The sequence below is a fragment of the Neobacillus ginsengisoli genome, assembly GCF_030813055.1.
In genome coordinates this window covers 124,076-142,382 of record NZ_JAUSTW010000005.1, presented here as the reverse complement: position 1 = coordinate 142,382, position 18,307 = coordinate 124,076, and the positions used below count along the sequence as shown (strand labels likewise).

Sequence of the window (18,307 nt, the reverse complement as noted above, 5' to 3'; positions counted from 1 at the left end):
ACCTCATAAGTAAACCCCTTAATTTTATATCATTTTAAATAGTATAAAGACACTTGAATAGATTTAGTGTCTTTTTCGTTTTTTAGGGCAAACTTTATTAAGAGCTTTAGCAGGAGGTTGAAGATAATGAAATGCCCTCATTGTGTCTATTCAAACCCGGAAGAGGTAACATTTTGCTTAAACTGCGGCCATGAATTTAGTGAAAATGCCCATCAGGAACAAAACAGTCTATTTTACGAGTTTGCCCACTATGTTGATATGGTTCCCAGATATGAACGATCAGTTGAACCTAAATTTCGAAATATATTCTCGCGGGTTTTCCGAAGGCATAGTGATCTTGAGGCTGAAAGACTTTTCATCGTAGGGACCGCGCTTACCACACCCAAAATCGAGGAAGTAAAGGAAACGTGGCCGAAGCCTTGGCTTTTTGCGAGAGTATTCCTTATTGCTTTAATCGCATATGTAGGATTGTATTTGGGTGTCATTTTGTTCAGAAATATAAACTTTATACCGGGTCTTATCGTAGTTGGAGCTTTTGCCGTTCCATTTACGACTCTGATTTTCTTCTGGGAAATGAACGCCCCCCAGAATATTGCTATTTACAAAATCGTCTATGTAGTATTTATCGGCGGGATTCTCTCGATGTTAGTGGCATTGGTGTTTTATGATATTCTTAGGAATAACATTAATCCAATCACGATTGGAATCGTAGAGGAACTGGCAAAAGTTATAACCGTCATCTATTTCGTGCGAAACCTTAAATATAGATATGTCCTAAATGGGCTTTTGTTGGGCGCAGCAGTAGGAGCCGGCTTTGCGGCATTTGAAACCGCAGGTTATGCGTTACGGGCACTCCTTTCCGGCAGCTTCCACTCACTTTTCTTCACTATCCTTGTGCGCAGTATTTTCGCTCCCGGCGGGCATGTCGCTTGGGCTGCTTTGACAGGCGCCGCAATCTGCAGGATCCAAGGGAACAAAAAATTTGAGTTGAATTTGATGCTAAAACCTAAATTTGCCCGTATATTTGTTCTTGTCGTTTTCATGCATGCCCTATGGGACGCCCCCTTACAAGGCATTTTTCCAGTTGGACAACTCATTCTGATGGCCGCATCCTGGATTTTGGTATTTCGAATGATCCATATCGGATTAAAGGAAATCGCGGATAAAAAGTGGGAGTTGGCCTATTTTCAATAAGAGCCAACAGGAACATTGAAATTTACTCGAATGGGCGGGGGCGGTCCATTCCCTTCCCCAAGACGTTACATATATGTAACGTTCTTTTTTATTACTGATTCGTGGTAGTTTAACTTACTTCATTTTTCCTTTCACTTAATTTTCCATAAAAGTTTCCCTTGACTAAAAAAATTTATATTATACAATTTTAATAAGAAACATTTCATTACTCCTTCATATAATTAAATGACGAGGGTAAGAGATTTTTTTTACCCAAAAAGTTTCCTTAATGCAAAATGTTTAGCATATACCAATAATGAGGTGATATGAAATGAGTGAAAATGTAAAAGAACTGCCTTTGGCAGTGGAAGAAGGTTGGAGAAATAAACGGACACAGCCTACCTTACCGGAAGTTTATAGAAGTATTCGTATTCCGAAGGCAGGTTCGTGGATAAAAAAATTCTTAGCTTTTGCCGGACCAGGGTACTTGGTTGCTGTTGGTTATATGGATCCGGGTAATTGGGCAACGGATATAGCAGGTGGGTCGTTATTTGGATACACTTTACTTTCCGTTATATTATTGTCTAATTTGATGGCAATTCTACTTCAAGCACTTGCTGGAAAATTGGGAATTGTTACAGGAAGAGATTTAGCTCAAGCATGCCGTGACCACTACAGTAAACCAGTCGCAATAGGTTTATGGATTTTATGTGAATTAGCGATAGCAGCTTGTGATTTAGCAGAAGTAATCGGTTCGGCAATCGCATTAAATCTTTTGTTTGGAATTCCTTTAATATATGGTGTTATCATTACTGCTCTAGATGTACTAGTGGTTCTACTGCTACAAAATAAAGGGTTTCGTTTTATTGAAACATTGGTGATTATTCTAATTATTACTATAGGAGGTTGTTTTGCAACTGAAATCTTTCTTTCTAAGCCGGATGTAGGTGGCATATTAAACGGATTTGTGCCAAGTACAGAGATTATTAGTAACCCAACGATGCTCTATATTGCAATTGGGATTTTAGGTGCAACCGTCATGCCACATAACTTGTACCTTCATTCTTCCATTGTTCAAACTCGAAAGTATCCACAAACCAGTTTGGGAAAACGACAAGCGATTAAATTTGCAACGTGGGATTCAACCATTGCCTTGTTTTTTGCACTATTTATCAATGCTGCCATCCTTATCGTTTCATCTGCTACTTTCCATAAGGCAGGAATGACAGGAGTTGCAGAGATTAATGATGCTTATCAATTACTTACTCCCATTCTAGGAACAACGGTTGGAAGCATCTTGTTTGGAGTCGCATTGCTCGCTTCTGGTCAAAACTCAACATTAACGGGAACATTGGCAGGTCAAATAGTAATGGAAGGCTTTTTAAATATTCGTCTTCCTGCTTGGCTAAGAAGACTTATAACTCGATTAATTGCCATTGTACCTGCTGTTGTTGTAACGATTCTTTATGGCGAAAGTGGGACAGCTCAACTTCTCATATTGAGTCAAGTAATACTATCTTTACAGCTTTCATTTGCAGTTGTGCCGCTCATTAAATTTACAAGTGATAAAAAGAAAATGGGTGAGTTCGTAAATCCATTATGGCTTAAAATTCTTGCTTGGATTGTAGCTATTGTTATCATTAGTTTAAATATATATTTACTGTTTCAGACGTTTTTCGGTTAGTTATTGTTAAAAAGGCATAGTTTAAACCTATGCCTTTTTGTATGTATTTAATTTAATTTACTAATTTATCCAATTTTAAACCATTCCTTAAAGGAAGACATAGGTAAGCTATTAGAATGACCCTTAAAAACAAAAAAGCTGCATGGACTTTTCCGACAGCTTCTATTAATGTTCACTATAATCCCAATATCTTAGGATATCTGTTTTAGATGTTGGCTCACTTTTAATAACTTTACCATTTTTGTCTTTATAAACCTCATATTCTTCGTACGTTTCGACGATATACCCATCCACTTTTTCCCGTTTTTCTAATTTTTCCTCCAACACTGGAACATCTGTCGGCGGGGATTCATCAATTGGTTGAGCTACCGCCGGCTCACTTACATCTGCTGTGTAGGAGTAATCTTTATTAATAATGGAAAACGGTGAATCCAGATATGCAACAAGGGCTATTATGAGTAAAAGGAATAAACCCATAATCACGTTTTTCGATTTCATGGTTACCAGCTCCTTTTTCAACACTACCTATGTAACCCATTTTATGCATGTCCTAAAAACATATACCATCAAGATTATTGTTGGATATTCGCTGCTTTACTTGCTTTTACCCAAGGGCGGTAAATTTGAAATAGGACAAAAGCTAAAATGGAGATTATAGCCCCTGTTAGATAGGGAAGCCCTATTGCAAAAGAAAATAGCCAGCCCCCTAAAGGGGGTCCAATAATCCTCCCTAATGAATCAAACGAAGACAGTATCCCTGTGGCACTGCCGTGTCCTGCAGTGGAAGTTTTGGTAATCAAGGATGAGACACTTGGGCGAATCACCCCATTACCGATTCCAAAAATCGTTAAATAAAGGGCTGCAGTTGTAAAACTATGAACAAGCAAAATTAAGCAAAAACCGATGGCCGATACAATGATGCCTCCTTGAATGACCGAACTTTCCCCGTGTTTTTTCGCCAATCTGCCTACTAAACCACCTTGAACCATAGCCCCTGCAAACCCCATAATCATGAAAATGTAACCGAGCTGACTGGAATCCAATCCGGCTTTTTTGGCTGCAAAGTACGCAAAGGTTGCTTCTAATCCGGAAAGGGACACGGAAATAAAGAATTGGACAATAAACAAAACAGAACCAGAACCGCTAAATGCTTGCCAAATTGATTGCTTTTTCTCTTTGTGATTTTTCACCGAAGACTCTTTCAATAACAGAAGTACTAATATCAGCGTAAGAACTGATGAACCGCTGGCAAGATAAAAGGGCATACTTAAGCTAATTTTTGAAAAAATACCGCCAATTGCAGGACCGAAAACGAAACCAAGTCCTATCGCGGCCCCGATGATGCCCATCCCTTTACTACGATTTTCTTCTGTTGTGATATCTGCCACATATGCCATCGCTGTCGGCATATTTGCTGAGGAAAGAAGTCCGCCGAAAATTCTTGCAGCAAATAACATCCATAACTGAGTTGAAACAGCTTGGATAAAAAAAGAAATGGCCAACCCGGTAATTCCAAGCATCATGACAGGCTTACGGCCAATACGATCGGAGACTCGGCCCCATAAAGGAGCAAAAATGAGCTGCATGAATGAATATACCGCCATTAATAGCCCTAATTGGGTAGGGCTTGCCCCTATTTGTTCAGCATAAAAGGGAAGTACGGGAATGATGATTCCGAAGCCCACCATCACCAAGAACATCACTAAAAAAAGTATCGGCAAAGCTCTGTTTGTTTTCAAAAATATTTCACTCCTTAAAGGATATGAATCTTTTCCATCTGTACAGTGTATATTCCATCAACTATTTTCATGTTATTTTTTATTTAAAACTCTTATACTAATGTAACCTGTTTAATGGAAAATCATGAACGATATAGGTAATAAGCACATTTTAATATTCTTTTTATTGATGGGGATGATAGAAATTGTGAACCATTTGATCATGGGGATGATTTGTGCTAAAAAGTACGAGGGAGGCATTCGAGTTGGTTAAAACCAGCAGCCATCTAATTTGATCAAAAAACCAAGTTGATACAATAGGTTAACAAAGTGATAGCTAATAGATATCGAAGACATAGCAAAAATTAGCATGATGCTAGATAATATTGTGGATGGCAATGGAGAGCAAGGAATACGAAAAAAGAACACATCTCGAATATGAAAGATGTGCTCTTTTCTTTATTTTATCCTATTACACTGTTTGCTGTGACCATTCTTCAACATTCCAAACCTTTGTCACCCAGTCTTCATAAAAGTCCGGTTCGTGGCAGACGAGGACAACAGTACCTTTATATTCCTTTAATGCACGTTTTAGTTCTTCTTTTGCCGTGATATCTAAGTGGTTTGTCGGCTCATCGAATAAAATCCAGTTACTTTCATTCATCATCAGTTTACACAAACGAACCTTCGCTTGTTCACCACCGCTCAACTGATTCATAGGACGAGAGATATGCTCATTTTTCAAACCGCAACGAGCGAGTGCCGCACGTACCTGATGCTGATCCATGGAAGGAAAGGCATTCCAAACATCATCAATCGGTGTGATTCCGCCAGCTTTAACTTCTTGTTCAAAATAAGAAGGGAAGAGGAAGTCACCGCGTTCCACGTTTCCGTTCAATGGCTCAATTTTACCAAGCATGGTCTTAAGTAGGGTTGATTTCCCAACACCGTTGCAGCCAATGATCGCCACTTTTTCGCCGCGCTCTATGGTTACATTCATTTTTGGTAAAAGAGCATGAGTATACCCAATTTCTAAATCCTTTGCTTCAAATACATAACGGCTGCTGCTACGGGATTCTTTAAAGCCAAAAGTCGGCTTCATTGCCGTTTCGGGACGGTCAATCCGTTCGATTCGATCCAACTGCTTTTGACGGCTCTTCGCCCGACCGGTAGTGGAGTAACGCGCTTTATTTTTTGCAATAAAGTCTTCTTGTTTTTTGATAAATTCCTGTTGTTTTTCATAAGCGTTAATATGCTGATTCTTATTAATTTCCGCTAATTCAAGGAATTTTTCGTAGCTGGCAGTATAGCGAGTCAGCTTTGAAAATTCTAATTGGAAAATGACATTTGATACCGGATTCATGAATTCCGTATCATGGCTAATCAAGATAAACGCATATGGGTACTCTTTTAAATAAGAAGTTAACCAGCGGATATGCTCAACATCCAAATAGTTGGTCGGCTCATCAAGTAAAAGTACTTTAGGTTGTTCTAAAAGCAATTTAGCAAGAAGGACTTTTGTACGCTGTCCACCGCTAAGTGCTGAAACATCACGGTCAAGACCGATCGCATCCAGTCCCAACCCCCGTGCCGCTTCTTCAATTTTAATATCCAATGAATAAAAGCCGCCCGCATCAAGTGCGTCTTGGATTTCACCCATTTTTTCAAGAAGAATTTCAAGCTCTTCAGGTGTAGCATCCGCCATTTGAGCAGTTACTTCATTTAATTCCTTTTCTTTTTCAAAAAGAGGAAGGAAGGCATCACGTAACACATCTCGCATTGTTTTTCCCGAAGTTAAGACGGTATGCTGATCCAAATAGCCATAGTGGACACCCGGTGTCCACTCAACGCGGCCGCTATCGTGAATCAATTGACCTGTAATAATATTCATTAACGTGGACTTACCAACGCCATTGGCACCGACAAGCCCAACATGATCTTCAGCTAATAATCGAAAGGAAACGTCTTTAAATAAAGTACGGTCTCCAAATGTATGGGATAAATTATCAACAGTAAGTAAGCTCATTATTTCGTAATCCTCGCTTTGTTCAAGAATCAATACATTACTACATAATACTAAATTTTCGAGGATTCGACTAGATTTTTAACGAGAATATTAATTGGAAATATCGTTTTGCACTGTTTTCCCTTTGTAAAATAACTTTTCCAACTGAATTGGGTTTTCTTTAGCAGTCATATCTTTTGCTTTAATTTTATAAACTGCTGTTCTGCTGCCAAGCGAAGAACGGTACTTGTCAACATGCGATTTCGACAATAACTCCTCATAATAACCTGGAACATATTTATCCAGCATTTTTTGCATCACTTGTACTGCCTCATCAAGATCATTCACGATTTTTGCCTCTCCAAAAATCATTACGCTCATATAAGCAGTATCTGTTTTAGCCGGAACGGGGTTTGTTATTGTTCCTTGATCCTCACTAACCGTAAAGCAGGCACTTGCATTTTCTTGGATTATCTTGACTTTACGACCTTCTGAGGCGCCGTGAAAATAAATAGCGTCATTCATCCAAACAAAATTAAGAGGAATGACATAGGGCAGCGCCCCATCAGATAACCCTAAAAATCCTGTTTTCGCTGATTGTAAAAATTCATGGATCTTTAATTGATCGGTACATGCTAATTTTTGTTGTCTGATTGGTAACATAAAACTATCTCCCTTCAAAATGAAATGTTACACTCATTTTAAAAAACAATTGTCCTTATTAAAAGTGACAGAATCGGATAATTTTACAGGGACAGAAAGGGGAGCAAAATGGAACTAACACCGTTTATCAAAAAAGATGGAGTCATTCCGATTTATTTGCAGTTATATTATTTTTTTCGTGATGAAATTGAACAAGGCAGATTGACTGCCGGCGCAAAACTTCCTTCAATCAGACAGCTTTCACGGAGCTTAAATATAAGTAGAAATACTGTCGAATTCGCGTATCAGCAGTTGATTGCAGAGGGCTATGTGGAAAGTAAAGAAAAAAGCGGATTATACGTTCTTAAATTAGAGTATTTTAGAATGGAGCATAATAAAATCCTAAAGGATGCAGTAAAACCAACTAAAGGTCCTGACCTAAAAAGAGTGATTGATTTTCAATATGGAGACATTGAACTTGATCGTTTTCCTCTTAAGGTATGGAAGAAATGTTTGCTAGAAACGATGGACACTGCTAAACAAGAGGTATTCTCGTATGGAGATAAGAAAGGCCATTTAGGTCTAAGAAGTGAAATTGCCGGATACCTTCAAAAAGCGAGGGGAGTGAACTGTGATGCCAGCCAAATTGTGCTTTGCGCAGGAACCCAGACATCAATCACTTTATTATGCCAGTTGCTGTCATTAACAACTAAAGAAGTGGCTATGGAAAATCCGGGCTATGATGGTGTACGATTTGTTTTTGAAAGTCATGGTTGCAATCTAATCCCAATATCTCTTGAGTCTGATGGAATTAACATCGATGAATTGGAAGGAAGTTCGGCAAAATGCGCTTATGTAACACCATCACACCAGTTTCCAATGGGAATGATTATGCCGATTCAAAAAAGGATAAACTTGCTGCAATGGGCACAAAAAACATCAAGTTATATCATTGAAGATGATTATGACGGAGAATTTCGCTACCAAGGGCAGCCGATTCCCTCATTAAAATCACTTGATACCAACGATAAAGTCATTTATTTAGGTACATTTTCAAAGGCGTTTCTTCCTGCAGCCAGAGTCACCTATATGGTTTTGCCACAGGTATTAGCGGAAAGATTTCAAGCCGAATTCTTTTTTTATAATCAGTCTGTTTCATCACTCATCCAAGAGGCATTGCACCGGTTCCTACAAGAGGGTCATTTCAGCAGGCATATTCAAAAAATGAGAAAAATTTATCACGGGAAGCAGAAAGTGTTACTTGAGTCTATCGAATCATTTTTAGGTGACCGCGCAAGAGTGATCGGACAAAAGGCAGGACTTCATATCCTTATTGAATTTAAAGGGATTGATGCACGTGAACTGGTCGAAAAGGCAGAAAAATCGGGAGTGAGAATTTATTTAACGGAAAAGTACTGGATGAATGTTTGTCAAGGTGCTTCTCAGCCGATTATTCTTGGTTATGGCGGACTGAAGGAAGAGGATATTAAATTAGGAATTCAGAAATTAGCATGTTCCTTAACTGAATGTAAAGATATTTTATTTGCTTCTAATTAATTCACAGTGAACAAGTACCGAGCTTGTACATAAAATAATCTATGCATAAGTGTAAGGGGAGGGAATTTTATTGGCCATTAATAAAGATGGCATTAATATTGGTACCGTATCAGGCGGAATTGTTAATTTTGGAGGAGCTGTTACGATAGCGCCCATTTCCGTATCAAAGTCAGTTAATGGAGCTGGTGGAAATAATACAGGAGGACAGATCATAACGATTTCAGGTTCAAGTTCTAGCAATCAAATAAATATAAAAGAATAAATTGATTTCATCAGACAGAGCTTGGAATAGCTCCATTTTTTTATTTTAGAGGACATACCCCTGTCAAATTTCTACGGTTAAAAGTCTGCATCCATTTTTAAGACTATGATATACTTTTATAAGTTTGAAAATATTTCAGGGGGTACAATAAAGATGGCTCAAATAAATAGTTCAATTCCCACACCGCAGGTTAACTCTAAAAAAACTGTTGTATTTGCTGTTTTATTTCTATTAATCGCGGCTGCTGGATTAGCTTATGTTAAATGGATTCCTTATTACAATAAGAGCATTCTTGCTTCTACTTCTCATTCTATTGGATTATCCATTTTAGGTGACAAACCTAATCTGCCTGCTGCATCATGGCACAGTGCCTGGGCTTACGCACTTACGTATTTTATTGCTGTATGGAAAGCTGCTTTACTTGGTATTTTACTTGGATCATTACTGCAGGTATTACTGCCAACCAACTGGCTTTTGAAAGTGCTTGGAAAAACTTCCTTTGGCAGCACTGCTGTTGCAGGACTTGCGGCGCTTCCGGGGATGATGTGCACTTGCTGTGCTGCTCCAATGGCTGTTGGTTTACGTAAAAAGAATGTCTCTGTCGGTGCCAGCCTTGCTTTTTGGTTAGGCAATCCTACCATTAATCCTGCCACATTGATTTTTATGACATTTGTATTATCATGGAAGTTCACACTTCTCCGCTTACTATTTGGCGTCGTTTTAACATTTGGTGTAAGTTATCTAGCGAACCGTTTTGCTCCGGAAGTGAAGCCGGTTGATATTGATCAAATTATTGAAAAATCCGAGAAAGAGGCTTCCGGTTCATTTACCAGTAAATGGATAAAATCAATAGGAAGCATGATTTTATATATCGTACCAGCATACGTACTTTCAGTGCTTCTAATGGGGGCGGTTCGTGTTTGGTTATTCCCGCACATTAGCGAGGCAGCTGCAAATAGCCTGATTACGGTAATCGGTTTTGCCATTGCGGGTATGCTGTTCGTTATTCCAACCGCTGCTGAGATCCCTATCATTCAGACGTTTATGTCCTTGGGTCTTGGAGGAGGGCCTGCAGCAGCACTTTTAATTACCTTGCCATCCATCAGTCTTCCTTCATTAATCATTGTTGCAAGATCTTTTCCTAAAAAGGTTTTATTCTTCGTAGCAGGTTCTGTAGTCGTATTCGGGATTTTAAGCGGAATAGCAGGGATGTTTATCCTTTAGTTTTTTCGTAGATTTTTAGGTTCAATTAGCTTGTAGACAAAATTCTACAAGCTTTTTTATATTAAAAAATACTTGAAAATGAAATTTTAAAATAAAAGATTGTTAAATGAATAAAGGAGATTTAATTATCATTATAGAATTCTGAATAGTAACAAAATTTAGTCAGGAGTGAGTTAAGTTGAAAATTAAAATAGTAATGGATAGTGGGAAAGAATACGTAATATGTGAAAAAAATTATTCATTAGATGACTTCACTCGTTCTTTTTATAATGAATTACCAAATGGAGCAAGAGTTATGAGTAATACTTTTGCTTATCTAGACGGAGAAGAAAAAATTGTGGTTAATCCAACGCATATTTCATCTATTGAAGTAATTGAAAAATAATTCTAAGCGATGCATCCATTTAATTGGGTGCTTTTAAATGTGGGTATTTTTTATAAAATTTTTCTAGTTTTGAATGCTTCAATACCTTCATAAAATTTAATGGAGGTGTTAATATTGGAAAAGAAAATAAGTGAAATTGAGTGTCTTGTATGCAATGGAAGACGTTTTAGAAAAGGGTATTTTGAAGCGGAATATGAAAGATTTGATGAATATGTTCGGATTAATGAGAAATCAAAAGCAAAAATAAAATTTTATTTGGAATCTGAAGAGGAAAATCCATTACAAAGAATTCCGGAACAATCAAATCTTCATACTTATATTTGTGAGGAGTGCGGCTTTATCATGAATTTTAATAAGGCAAAACGAGTTGAAAGTAAGAAGGAAGAACGATTTAGAAAGCAAAAGGAAAGAATGTATGATTGGACTAAATTTAAAAAATAACCAACTAACATGTAGGCACTCATTAGTTGAGTGTTTTTTGTTTGAGAAGGTGATCGAAATAATAAAAAGAGTATCCCTTCAGAGGATACTCTTTTAATGTCAAAACCATATTCTCTTTTGATAGTCATATTCAAAAATATCAAAATCCTCTTCCCTTTCTTTTTTGGGGGCACACTCTTCACAAGGTTCTTCCGCATGGTTATGTTCACATTGTTCTAATAAAAGGTCCATAGTCTGTATCCCCTTTCATATCTCTTACTCTCTATTTTAATAGAAACGCTTTCATATGTCTGGAATTTTCACTGGAAATTTAAAATACATATTTTTCCTCCTTAGATGATATTTATAAAAAATAAAAATAAGCCACTAAAGAGGGGCTTATTTTAAATATTTGCATTAGGAATTATTTTCGTATGTTTTCCTGCTCTTTTAAGAAGGGTTAACTTTAGTAAGCAATACTTTGACCGTTTTTGCTGAGTAGATGCCTCATTTTACAAAGGACTCCAAAAGGAGTCCAAAGTGTTGTTATTCTCCTAATACATAGAGGATTAAACTTAATTCTACTCGTCTCGGCTCGTGGCGCGATTGTTGGCATCATCGGCACCTTCGCCCACTTTGTTGCCCATTGCACCACCGGCAATAGCACCTGCAACAGTGCCAAGTGGTCCTAAAACTGAACCCACGGCAGCACCCGCAACGGCACCGACACCGGTTCCTACAGCTTCACTAGCGTCGCCACGATCTTGATTGCGTTCATTGTTATCAGTCATCTATCTCACTCCCTAGTTTGTTATGGGAAGCGCTTATCCATTGCCAGCACATTCCCATAAAATATTTTACCCAATAGCGACAAATTTACGCTGAGGGATAAAAATGAATAGGTTCAATAATTTTCCAGATATTAAATGGTTTAAAAATTTATTTCAAAATAAAAAGGACTTCCATTAAAAAATTGGAAGCCCTAATCTGTCGTAACATCCTGAGAAGGTATCTTTTGAAGTATCATGTTAAAAAACATTAATAAGCCATCCTTAAAAGGGGCTTATTCTCTCTTTTCTATATGCCATCCATCTGGAAATTTTTCTAAATGGAAAATATCTTCATTATACTTTCTTCTGAGTTTTTTATATTCCTCATTTTCAAATTTAACCTGTGCTACTCTGATTTTTCTTAGTGTTATTTCAGGTTTTTCTACTTCAAATAACAAATCATCAATCAGAAAAAACGTTCTTTGACGTATCATTCTCCATTTCCTTCCTTCATTTTTCTATATAACGGTTATGTAGAGAATTAAAAAGAGAAAACCACCGTTTAGGGGAATTCTGTGGTTTTCAAAAGAAAAAGCAATTAGGCAAATATATTATAGAATTTAAGCCGACAATATTTCAATCACAACGTTAAATAATCTAACATACTTTTTTGTTAATACCCTTTTTAGCAGTGGATAATTAGTAAACAAACTATTTTGAAATCTTGAAAACGCTCACAAAAAATGCTAATATAATTAGGAATTATTTTTGTTCGGTGTAAAGGATCGTATAAGTACCAACTTTTCGTCTTGATGATCACTAAAGAGCAAGGATAGTAACACAATGTGTGCAAAGCACACAATAGGAGGAAACATAAATGGAAAACGGCAAAGTAAAATGGTTTAACAGTGAAAAAGGCTTCGGATTCATCGAACGTGAAGGTGGAGAAGACGTATTCGTTCATTTCTCAGCGATCCAAGGCGAAGGCTTCAAAACGTTAGAAGAAGGTCAGTCAGTAACTTTTGACGTTGAACAAGGTCAACGTGGAGCACAAGCAGCTAACGTTCGTAAAGCTTAATATTATTAACATTTAGACAGGCTCTTATATAGGGTCTGTTTTTAATTATTTAAAAACAAAATTCCCCACTCATGAATGAGTGGGGAATTTCAAAACAGTAAAATAAATGGTAATCACAGTGTAACACACAATTAGGGATTCTCCAAATTGTATTTATTTTGAGAAATAGTACATTTTTATCATGAAAATGTAGGCAACGTTTCCGTGTATTTTAGGTAGAAATACGTTGGGTACGGTAAATTAATTACTTAAAAAAATAGTGTAAAAAAGCAGGACATACCAAAAGGTAATGTCTTATTTGTGTTTATAATTATCCTATTGTAATCTTACCCAGCTAATCCATTTCCGTCAACGAAAAATTGGAAACTCTTAATAAAATTCCTAAAATACATAAAAAACCCACAATTTGAACAATTTAAATAATACAGAGCAAGGTTTGACAACCTCCAAGAATAATACTCACTTTGCCTTGCTCTATATTTTTTTATCCAAGCCAACTCTATATAATTAACTGGAATAATATGGAGTTAAATCAAACCTTCAACCAACTACTTCTGAAAGGCACCTATACAGTGCCTTTTATTTTCCTTTATAAATTTAGTGCAATTTAGTTCTTTTTCCTCATTTTAACAATTTTGAATAAGACTATAATAAAAATACACCTTTTCCCCCCCTAGGGAAAATTACTACACATTTTGGGCTCCCAATGAGAGCCCATTTGTTTTTAGTAATTCAATTCAGCCTCTTCAATTAAATTTCCAGTTCTCATTGTAAGATTAAGTTTTTTTATACAATTTCAAGATTTGATAAAAATAATCAGCACTTGTCCATTCACTTTTATTCAGAGTGCATATGTTATTATTACCTCCAGCATATCCTGGCATATAGAAATACCACCGTAGAGGCGTTTGCATGTATTGCAGATGCCTTTTCATTTTTAAAAAATGTTTAAGCAAATCGCTGATTTTGTCCTAACACGATGATGTTTGTCCAATCAATCCTTGTCTTATGAAATATATATATATAGCGAGTGTTTATACTTCGGATATTCAAATGGGGGGTGAAAAATATGGGCTTTGGATACGGCGGCTGTGGCTTTGGCGGTTACGGATACGGCGGCGGCTTTGGCGGCGGCAGTACCTTTGTATTAATCGTTGTATTGTTCATTCTATTAATTATCGTACTTTCTAGTATGGTTTTTTAATGTTTAATTAAACCTTTTTAAGTAAGTACTGGAGGTGTTATACATGAGTGACGGTTTGAGAATGTCTACTGCGATAATCGTTGTATTATTCGTTCTACTAATCATTGTAGGGACTTCTTTTATGGGCGGCTACTAAACTGTACGGAGCAAAGGGCAGATTGAAAGTTAATCTGTCCCTTTGTCAAATAGACTGGTGAAATGAAAGGAGGATGAATTAAATGCGAAATTTCGCTATGAGAAATCGTGGACGAGCTGTTGAGGTCAGGGACCATTTTGGAAGAGTTCACAGAGGAGTAATAGAAAGGGTTGACCCATCCAGAGGAATGTTTATTCGTCGAGGCTTTTTTCTTGATTTCATTCCCTTCTTTATAATCGCCTCTCTTTTCCTTATATAATATTGAAAAGTATATACATTACAGAAATGGATTAAAAGACGATACCAATAAGTATCGTCTTTATTATTATCTTAGTTTACCTTTACGTTTAACCTTATAAGCCTGTTCAAAAGTAAAAATTATTGAATTTGATTCTTCATTTACTGCTCTGCTTTTTAATCTTTTTCTTGTCATTTACGTCACCTTAATCACATTTTTTATTAAGAAAATATAGGCAACGTTCCAACATATTTTAGGTATTAATAGGTGGGATATAAACTCAAAAATTCAACAGCTTCCTTAAGCATTACTTTGACCATTTGCCTGAGCGGTGGCTTGGTTTTGCTTGTTTGGTTTTATATTGAACACTATATTAAGAAAAATTGCAGTTAAACTCCCTGCAACGATTCCGCTATTTGAGAGAATTTTTACGGTTTCAGGTAAATGTGAAAATAAATTTGGGACTGCCGTTACGCCAAGCCCCATTCCAACAGAGCAGGCAATAATTAACAGATTTTCCTGGGAAGCAAAATCAACCTTGCTAAGCATTTTTATCCCTGCTGCAATGACCATTCCAAACATGGCAACCATGGCACCGCCAAGAACAGGAGTAGGAATGACCGTTGTTAAGGCAGCGATTTTTGGAACAAATCCAAGAACCACAAGAATGCCGCCAACTGTATAAATCACATTTTTTTCTTTTACACCTGAAAGCTGAACAAGTCCAACGTTTTGTGAGTAAGTCGTATAAGGGAAAGAATTGAACAATCCGCCGAGAATACTGGCAAGACCTTCAGCACGATAACCTTTTACTAAGTCCTTTTCCGTAAGCTTTCTTCCGGTGATATCGCTAAGCGCAAAATATACCCCGGATGATTCAACAAGACTGACAATGGCAACAAGTGTCATCGTAATAATAGGTGCCAATTGAAATGTTGGTGTACCAAAATATAAAGGTTTAACCATATGGAACCATGAAGCATCACCCACAGCCAACAAATTCACTTTTCCCATAAACGAGGCAGCGATCGTCCCGGCAATTAACCCTAATAAAATCGCAATCGAACGAATGAAGCCCTTAAAGAACCGATAAAGAACAATGATAAATAATAGCGTTCCAAATGCAAGAGCAAGATTGGATCCAGCTCCAAAGTCAGGGCTGCCTTGACCGCCGGCAACGTTGTTCATGGCAACGGGAATAAGTGTAATGCCGATAATCGTTACAACAGAACCTGTCACAACAGGTGGGAAGAATTTAACTAGCTTACCAAACAAATTCGCAATGAGAATAACAATAATACCTGACATGATGATCGAACCATAAATGGCCGAAAGACCATATTGACCGCCGATTGCGATAATCGGACCAACTGCCGTAAACGTACATCCGAGGACAATAGGAAGCCCAATGCCTGTAAACCGATTCTGCCAAACCTGTAAAATCGTTGCAATCCCGCTTGTAAGAATATCAATCGAAACTAAATAGGTTAATTGTTTACCGGACAAATGTAAGGCCCCGCCGATGATTAGCGGTACGATCACTGCACCGGCATACATCGCCAATACATGTTGAATACCTAAAGAAGCAACTTTAAAAGGAGTTCGTTTCATTAGATTAATTCCTCCACTTTTTCACTGATAAATGTAACCACACCGTTTGCTAATGACTCAATTCTTGCTAGGGATTCTACCCTTAAACCAAGATCTTTCAATTTCTGTGCACCCGGCTGGAAGGACTTTTCAATCACAATGCCAATTCCTGCTACCTGGGCATTTGCCTGCTGTACCAAATCTACTAAACCAAGAGCCGCCTCTCCGTTAGCAAGAAAATCATCTATAATAAGGATTTTATCGTTTTCATCTAAATATTTTTTTGAAATGGAAATATCATTTGTCTCTTTTTTAGTAAATGAATGGACGGTAGTTGTGAGTAAGCTTTCGTAAAGAGTTAACGATTTTTGCTTTCTTGCAAAAATGACTGGGACATTCAATTGCAGCCCGGTCATGACAGCAGGAGCAATTCCTGAAGATTCAATCGTGACGATTTTTGTAATTTCTTCATTTGCAAAAATCTTTGCAAACTCTTTGCCGATTTCAAGCATTAAATCAGGATCAATTTGGTGGTTCAAGAATGAATCCACTTTTAAAACGTCTTTTGAAATAACCTTTCCATCCGTTTTGATTTTTTCTTCTAGTAATCTCATGATTGCAATTCCCCCTATTTTTAAAGCAGAAGCGCCTTGCTCAGCCCTGACAAGCATAAGGGAGCCCTTCTAGAAGGCGGTTTTTTCCTTCTGAAAGGGATTGGTTTATGATCTCGTGGGGCTAGGCGCTGCAGCTAGATAGTAAAAAAAATAAAAGCCCAAAGACATTCCTCACTTCAAAAACTGAGTGAGGTAATGACCTTTGGGCTTTTTATCCGAAAGGAATAAAAAGAATTACGCAGGTAAAAATACAACGTTATTCTCATTACCCACTCATAGTCAGATTGTTAACGGCAATCTGGTAGAAACTTGCGGGCCATATTCCCGCGATTATATGAGTGAAACCTTATGAATTTATTCACATTATAGCATGGTGAAAAGGGAAATCAACCCTTTTTCCGCAAAAAAACGAATAATTGTTATTTTTTTAAAAATATCGTTCGTCTTTTGGAAACACTAAAATAAACTGAGACATTCGCCAACTCAAAGATTGAATAACCATTCATTTTAAGGTACTATTAAAGTGAAGTTTTTATTCAGAAAATTCTAAAATAAGGGTGTGCTTAATGAAAAAAACTATTCCTGATAACTGGTGGAATCAATTGAAGCTGCCTGTGATTTCGGCGCCAATGTTTCTTGTTTCGGGACCCGATTTGGTAAAAAATTGCTGCTTAAATGGTGTCATCGGTTCATTTCCAGCCCCGAATGCCCGTCCTATTGAAGTGCTTAACAGCTGGATGGGGCAATTAAATGAGGAGCTTGAAGCTGCCCGTTCAAAAAATCCAAATCAAAAAATTGCTCCTTGGGCGATGAATATGGTCGTTCATAGCTCATACAGCCGCCTTAAGGACGAAATTGAATTAATCAAAAAGCATAAGCCACAACTTGTGATCACCTCTTTAGGGAGTCCAAAAAATGTCGTCGAGATCGTTCATGAATATGGCGGACTTGTTTTTTCGGATGTAAGTGATTTGAAATTTGCCAAAAAAGCTGCGGAAGCAGGTGTTGACGGCTTAATATTAGTTGCCAGCGGAGCAGGTGGGCACGCCGGGCAAATTAATGGATTTGCTTTTGTCGATATGGTCCGGACCTTCTGGGATGGAATCATTGTTCTTGCCGGTGCCATTTCAACAGGGAAAGGCATTTTAGCCGCCCAAGCCGCCGGTGCCGACCTAGCCTATATGGGGACAAGATTTATTGTCGCAACGGAAAGTATGGCGCAAGAAGATTATCGCGAAATGCTGGTCGAGGCGACACAGGAGGATATTATTCTTACGGATGCATTTTCCGGAGTTAAAGCCAATATGTTAAAGCCAAGCATTATTAAAGTAGGTATGGATCCGGATCAATTAGTAAAGAAAGCAAAAGTTGATTTCGATGACATGCAGAGAGAACCAAAAGCGAAGGCATGGCGCGATATTTGGTCCGCAGGTCATGGCGTTGGGGCTATTGATAAAATTGAAACAACAACTGAAATCGTTGCCCGTTTAGAAGCTGAGTACCGGGAGGCATTGCAAACAATTAATAGCAAAGCTGCTAGATTAGCTTTTTTATAAGTAAACTAAATGTCTGAATACCTGGCTATGAATCGACATTATATTTTTTTA

20 protein-coding genes and 1 riboswitch are annotated in these 18,307 nt (G+C 37.5%); of the genes, 11 read left to right on the top strand and 9 right to left on the bottom strand.

Annotated elements, in window-relative coordinates; translation table 11 throughout:
• The first annotated feature begins 126 nt into the window (after window positions 1–126).
• Window positions 127–1,194 (top strand): PrsW family intramembrane metalloprotease, encoded by a 1,068-nt coding sequence (locus tag J2S10_RS16050; protein WP_307409554.1) that lies wholly within the window; start codon window positions 127–129, stop codon window positions 1,192–1,194.
• Between the two features lie 310 nt (window positions 1,195–1,504).
• The gene (locus J2S10_RS16045) at window positions 1,505–2,857 is read left to right on the top strand and encodes an Nramp family divalent metal transporter (RefSeq protein ID WP_307409552.1); all 1,353 of its coding nucleotides are present in this window, start codon (window positions 1,505–1,507) and stop codon (window positions 2,855–2,857) included.
• A 165-nt stretch (window positions 2,858–3,022) separates the two neighbouring features.
• Here J2S10_RS16045 and J2S10_RS16040 read toward each other — a convergent pair whose 3' ends face one another.
• The 4 genes from J2S10_RS16040 to J2S10_RS16025 all read right to left on the bottom strand — a co-directional run bounded on the left by J2S10_RS16040 (window position 3,023) and on the right by J2S10_RS16025 (window position 7,243).
• Window positions 3,023–3,355 (bottom strand): hypothetical protein, encoded by a 333-nt coding sequence (locus J2S10_RS16040; RefSeq protein ID WP_307409550.1) that lies wholly within the window; start codon window positions 3,353–3,355, stop codon window positions 3,023–3,025.
• A gap of 74 nt (window positions 3,356–3,429) precedes the next feature.
• On the bottom strand, window positions 3,430–4,596 hold the full coding sequence (locus J2S10_RS16035) for an MFS transporter (RefSeq protein WP_307409549.1): 1,167 nt from the start codon (window positions 4,594–4,596) through the stop codon (window positions 3,430–3,432).
• Window positions 4,597–5,047: 451 nt separating this feature from the next.
• Window positions 5,048–6,601, bottom strand: coding sequence for an ABC-F family ATP-binding cassette domain-containing protein (locus tag J2S10_RS16030; RefSeq protein ID WP_307409547.1), 1,554 nt, complete (start codon window positions 6,599–6,601; stop codon window positions 5,048–5,050).
• 90 nt (window positions 6,602–6,691) lie between these two features.
• On the bottom strand, window positions 6,692–7,243 hold the full coding sequence (locus J2S10_RS16025; RefSeq protein WP_307409545.1) for a pyridoxamine 5'-phosphate oxidase family protein: 552 nt from the start codon (window positions 7,241–7,243) through the stop codon (window positions 6,692–6,694).
• 108 nt (window positions 7,244–7,351) lie between these two features.
• Here J2S10_RS16025 and pdxR point away from each other — a divergent pair, with 108 nt between their 5' ends.
• The 5 genes from pdxR to J2S10_RS16000 all read left to right on the top strand — a co-directional run bounded on the left by pdxR (window position 7,352) and on the right by J2S10_RS16000 (window position 11,091).
• The gene (pdxR, locus tag J2S10_RS16020; protein WP_307409543.1) at window positions 7,352–8,779 is read left to right on the top strand and encodes a MocR-like pyridoxine biosynthesis transcription factor PdxR; all 1,428 of its coding nucleotides are present in this window, start codon (window positions 7,352–7,354) and stop codon (window positions 8,777–8,779) included.
• A 70-nt stretch (window positions 8,780–8,849) separates the two neighbouring features.
• Window positions 8,850–9,041, top strand: a complete 192-nt coding sequence (locus J2S10_RS16015) for a spore germination protein (RefSeq protein WP_307409541.1) — start codon at window positions 8,850–8,852, stop codon at window positions 9,039–9,041.
• A gap of 153 nt (window positions 9,042–9,194) precedes the next feature.
• Entirely contained in the window at window positions 9,195–10,265 is a 1,071-nt protein-coding gene (locus J2S10_RS16010) for a permease (RefSeq protein ID WP_307409539.1), read from the top strand.
• 178 nt (window positions 10,266–10,443) lie between these two features.
• Window positions 10,444–10,650, top strand: coding sequence for a hypothetical protein (locus tag J2S10_RS16005; protein ID WP_307409537.1), 207 nt, complete (start codon window positions 10,444–10,446; stop codon window positions 10,648–10,650).
• A 114-nt stretch (window positions 10,651–10,764) separates the two neighbouring features.
• Window positions 10,765–11,091: a hypothetical protein gene (locus J2S10_RS16000; RefSeq protein WP_307409535.1), complete on the top strand. Its 327-nt coding sequence runs from the start codon at window positions 10,765–10,767 to the stop codon at window positions 11,089–11,091.
• Window positions 11,092–11,190: 99 nt separating this feature from the next.
• On the opposite strand, the gene J2S10_RS15995 is transcribed toward J2S10_RS16000, so the two are convergent.
• The 3 genes from J2S10_RS15995 to J2S10_RS15985 form a co-directional block, all read right to left on the bottom strand.
• Window positions 11,191–11,322: a hypothetical protein gene (locus J2S10_RS15995; RefSeq protein WP_307409533.1), complete on the bottom strand. Its 132-nt coding sequence runs from the start codon at window positions 11,320–11,322 to the stop codon at window positions 11,191–11,193.
• A gap of 329 nt (window positions 11,323–11,651) precedes the next feature.
• A complete protein-coding gene (locus tag J2S10_RS15990; protein ID WP_307409531.1) occupies window positions 11,652–11,861 on the bottom strand; it encodes a glycine zipper domain-containing protein in 210 nt (69 codons plus the stop codon).
• A 272-nt stretch (window positions 11,862–12,133) separates the two neighbouring features.
• A complete protein-coding gene (locus J2S10_RS15985; RefSeq protein WP_307409529.1) occupies window positions 12,134–12,334 on the bottom strand; it encodes a hypothetical protein in 201 nt (66 codons plus the stop codon).
• A 383-nt stretch (window positions 12,335–12,717) separates the two neighbouring features.
• Here J2S10_RS15985 and J2S10_RS15980 point away from each other — a divergent pair, with 383 nt between their 5' ends.
• The 3 genes from J2S10_RS15980 (at window position 12,718) to J2S10_RS15970 (ending at window position 14,258) form a co-directional block, all read left to right on the top strand.
• Window positions 12,718–12,918, top strand: coding sequence for a cold-shock protein (locus J2S10_RS15980; RefSeq protein WP_160723702.1), 201 nt, complete (start codon window positions 12,718–12,720; stop codon window positions 12,916–12,918).
• Between the two features lie 1,069 nt (window positions 12,919–13,987).
• Entirely contained in the window at window positions 13,988–14,122 is a 135-nt protein-coding gene (locus tag J2S10_RS15975) for a YjcZ family sporulation protein (protein WP_307409526.1), read from the top strand.
• Window positions 14,123–14,183: 61 nt separating this feature from the next.
• Window positions 14,184–14,258, top strand: coding sequence for a YjcZ family sporulation protein (locus J2S10_RS15970; protein ID WP_370876228.1), 75 nt, complete (start codon window positions 14,184–14,186; stop codon window positions 14,256–14,258).
• Window positions 14,259–14,796: 538 nt separating this feature from the next.
• Here the strand turns inward: J2S10_RS15970 and J2S10_RS15965 are convergent.
• Together J2S10_RS15965 and J2S10_RS15960 are read right to left on the bottom strand one after the other, a co-directional pair.
• Window positions 14,797–16,107, bottom strand: coding sequence for a nucleobase:cation symporter-2 family protein (locus J2S10_RS15965; protein ID WP_307409521.1), 1,311 nt, complete (start codon window positions 16,105–16,107; stop codon window positions 14,797–14,799).
• A complete protein-coding gene (locus J2S10_RS15960; protein ID WP_307410044.1) occupies window positions 16,107–16,700 on the bottom strand; it encodes a xanthine phosphoribosyltransferase in 594 nt (197 codons plus the stop codon). The genes J2S10_RS15965 and J2S10_RS15960 overlap by 1 nt, the downstream gene beginning before the upstream one ends.
• A gap of 256 nt (window positions 16,701–16,956) precedes the next feature.
• Window positions 16,957–17,058: riboswitch (purine riboswitch) on the bottom strand.
• 208 nt (window positions 17,059–17,266) lie between these two features.
• On the opposite strand from J2S10_RS15960, the gene J2S10_RS15955 reads away from it, so the two are divergent.
• On the top strand, window positions 17,267–18,256 hold the full coding sequence (locus J2S10_RS15955) for an NAD(P)H-dependent flavin oxidoreductase (RefSeq protein WP_307409519.1): 990 nt from the start codon (window positions 17,267–17,269) through the stop codon (window positions 18,254–18,256).
• The last annotated feature ends 51 nt before the right edge of the window (window positions 18,257–18,307 follow it).